Genomic DNA, 2,800 nt, shown 5'->3' on the forward strand with positions numbered 1-2,800 from the left:
CCGAGAGGCCGTCGTCGCCGGGCTCGTGCAGTCCGTCCTCGAGCGCGCCGAGCGCGGTGGCGCGGGCGTCGGCGTAGGCGGACGACCCGGAGGCGACCCGTACCCCGGCGTCGAGCGTCAGGGACGCCAGGCGGGCGATGCCGTCGACGGACACGCCCTGGCCCGCGAGCGCTGCAGTCCCGCGCATGAAGCCGGTCTGGGCGGCGGGGATCGACGACTGCGAGACGCGCTGCCGGGTGTACCCGGCGGTGCCGGCGTTGGCGATGTTCTGCCCGGTGACGTCGATGCCGGCGCGGGCGGCGGCGATGCCGGAGTACGCGGTGGCGAGGGATCCGAAGGTGCTGACCACGGTGCTACAGGGTCCCCTCGAAGAGTCGTGCCCCGTCCGACCCGGAGCCCGATGCTCCGGAGGCGTCGTAGGTGGCGGCTCCGGTGACGGACCCGGCGAGGGTCTCCTCGGTGGCCTGGGCGGCGGTGCGGAGGAACCGGTCGTTCTCGTCGCGGAGCGCCCCGATCTGGGTGGTGAGCTCGACCATCGCGGTGAGGTGCGCGGCGAGGATCTCGCCCCACGGGCCGTTCGGCGCGGCGGCGACGACCTCGCGGAGGGGTGCGTCAGCGGGGACGCCCCACTCCTCGGCGACCTCGGCGCTCGACGCGGCGCGCTCGAGACCGGTGCTGCGGAGGCGCTCGAGGACCTGCTCGACCTCACGGCTGGCGTGCGAGACCCAGCGGGAGCGCCCGGCGGCGAGGAGCAGCTGCTCCTCCTCGAGCTTGAAGGTGAGCAGCTCGAGCAGTTCGCGTTCGCGCCAGAGCACGGCGGACAGTTCGTTCACGCTCATCAGCTCCTCCCGGTGGGTGTGTCGGTCATCCTGCGGACACCGGGACCTATCGGGTCGCGGGTGCCGGACGTAAGCACCGACCTGGTGACTGCGTGTGCCGGACACGAGCCGCGCCTCCTGGCAAGCACCCCATCGGGGGACAAGAACGGGCGTTCCCAGGCCGGGGTCCCCCCAAATGCCGACCGGGAAAACACCCTCTCACCCCCGCACTGGGGACGGTTGTGCACCCACTCAGGGCTTTGCCAGCCGATACATTCGAAGCGCACCGCGGGGGACACCCCGCACCGCGTCGCAGGGACGCGGGAGGTGCACCACCCGGAGGGACCCGGGTGGGTCTTCGGCGTACACACCGGCCATCCGAGGCCGGCGTGCGCCGCGCCCACGGACGGGTCACGCATGTCAGGCGACCAGGGGATCAGCATGGACCGGAACGACCGCAACGCGATGATCGTGGAGCACCTCCCGCTCGTGGGCTACATCGTCGCCGACGTCCGGGCGCGTGCCACGCACCTCGACCGCGACGACCTCGCCGCCGTCGGGTCGCTGGCCCTCGTCGCCGCGGCCGAGTCCTTCGACCCCGACCTCGGCGTCCCGTTCGGCGCCTACGCCCGCACCCGCATCACCGGTGCCATCGCGGACGACATGCGCTCCGCCGACTGGGCGTCGCGCGGCACCCGGAAGCGGATCCGCGAGACCCTCGCCACGCAGGAGGCGCTGTCGGCCCGGCTCGGCCGGAGCGTCGGCGTGCAGGAGATCGCGGACGCGATGGGCGTCGACCGCCAGACCGCCGCGGACGCGATGAGCGACGCGGCTCGGACCGTGTCACCGATCGACGAGACCGTGCACGACACCCTCGCCGCCGACCTGCCGCTGCCGGGCGAGGACCTGCTCGAGGCCGAGAAGCGCCGCTACCTCCGCGCCGCCGTCGAGGCGCTGCCCGAGCGGATGCGCTTCGTCGTCGAGAACGTGTACTTCGGCGACCGGTCGGTCACCGAGGTCGCCGCCGAGCTCGGCATCACCCACTCCGCCGTGTCGCAGCAGCGCTCCGAGGCGATGCGCCTGCTCCGCGACGGACTCGCCGCGCACTACGGGGACGAGGGTGTCGTCGCGCCGCCGGCCTCGAAGACCACCGCCGCCCGGCGGAGCGCCTACCTGGCGCGGGTCGCCACGAACGCCGCAGCGGGCGTGGCGCGGGCGGTGCACGACGCCACGGCCACCCCGGCCGCGCCCGTCGTCGCGGTCAGCTAGCCGTCGGCGAACTCGTCGTCCGACGAATTCCGCCGATTCCCTAACGGCTCCGGCCGACCGGCCGAGAGTCATCCATGTCAGCCCACGGACGGGCAGACGTACGACCCAGATTTCACGGAGGAAACCACCATGGGTATGTCCATCAACACCAACCTCTCGGCACTCAACACGTACCGGAACCTGAACTCGACGCAGAACGACCTGTCGAAGTCCCTCGAGAAGCTCTCGAGCGGCCTCCGCATCAACCGTGCTGCCGACGACGCGGCCGGTCTGTCGATCTCCGAGGGGCTGAAGTCCCAGGTCGGTGGCCTCACGGTCGCCGCCCGCAACGCGCAGGACGGCATCTCCGTCGTGCAGACCGCTGAAGGTGGCCTCACCGAGACCCACTCGATCCTCCAGCGCATGCGCGACCTGGCCGTGCAGGCCGGCAACGACTCGAACAACGCGGACTCCCGCACGGCGATCTCCACCGAGGTCACCGAGCTGTCCAAGGAGCTCACCCGCATCTCCCAGTCGACCAACTTCAACGGCATCAACCTGCTCGACGGCTCCGCCGGCACCGCAGGCGTCCTGAAGTTCCAGGTCGGCGCCAACGGCGACGCAGCGAGCCAGATCGACGTCGACCTGTCGGGCGCGAACGTCTCGACCGTGGCGACCGCCGTCACCGGTCTCGACTTCACGACCGCCACCGGCGCGCAGAGCGCGATCACCAC

At 72.0% G+C, this 2,800-nt stretch carries 4 protein-coding genes; 2 read left to right on the forward strand and 2 right to left on the reverse strand.

The features are described 5' to 3' along the window. A partial coding sequence (locus I5E_RS12690; protein ID WP_031262600.1) for a flagellar basal body protein occupies nucleotides 1-349 on the reverse strand: 349 nt, incomplete at its 3' end. Nucleotides 350-353: 4 nt separating this feature from the next. Continuing rightward, nucleotides 354-839: a flagellar protein FlgN gene (locus tag I5E_RS12695; protein WP_022907314.1), complete on the reverse strand. Its 486-nt coding sequence runs from the start codon at nucleotides 837-839 to the stop codon at nucleotides 354-356. A gap of 396 nt (nucleotides 840-1,235) precedes the next feature. On the opposite strand from I5E_RS12695, the gene I5E_RS12700 reads away from it, so the two are divergent. Together I5E_RS12700 and I5E_RS12705 are read left to right on the forward strand one after the other, a co-directional pair. After that, entirely contained in the window at nucleotides 1,236-2,087 is an 852-nt protein-coding gene (locus I5E_RS12700) for a sigma-70 family RNA polymerase sigma factor (protein ID WP_022907315.1), read from the forward strand. A 129-nt stretch (nucleotides 2,088-2,216) separates the two neighbouring features. Then, the coding region (locus tag I5E_RS12705) for a flagellin N-terminal helical domain-containing protein (protein ID WP_049973510.1) at nucleotides 2,217-2,800 on the forward strand (584 nt) is incomplete at its 3' end.

Source organism: Curtobacterium sp. B18 (assembly GCF_000333375.1).
In the GTDB taxonomy this organism is placed as follows: Bacteria; Actinomycetota; Actinomycetes; order Actinomycetales; family Microbacteriaceae; genus Curtobacterium.

What these genes read in the sequence shown, in the direction of transcription:
- I5E_RS12695 (WP_022907314.1), bottom strand. Translation starts at nt 839, where the DNA reads ATGAGCGTGAACGAACTGTCCGCCGTGCTCTGGCGCGAACGCGAACTG.
- I5E_RS12700 (WP_022907315.1), top strand. Translation starts at nt 1,236, where the DNA reads ATGTCAGGCGACCAGGGGATCAGCATGGACCGGAACGACCGCAACGCG.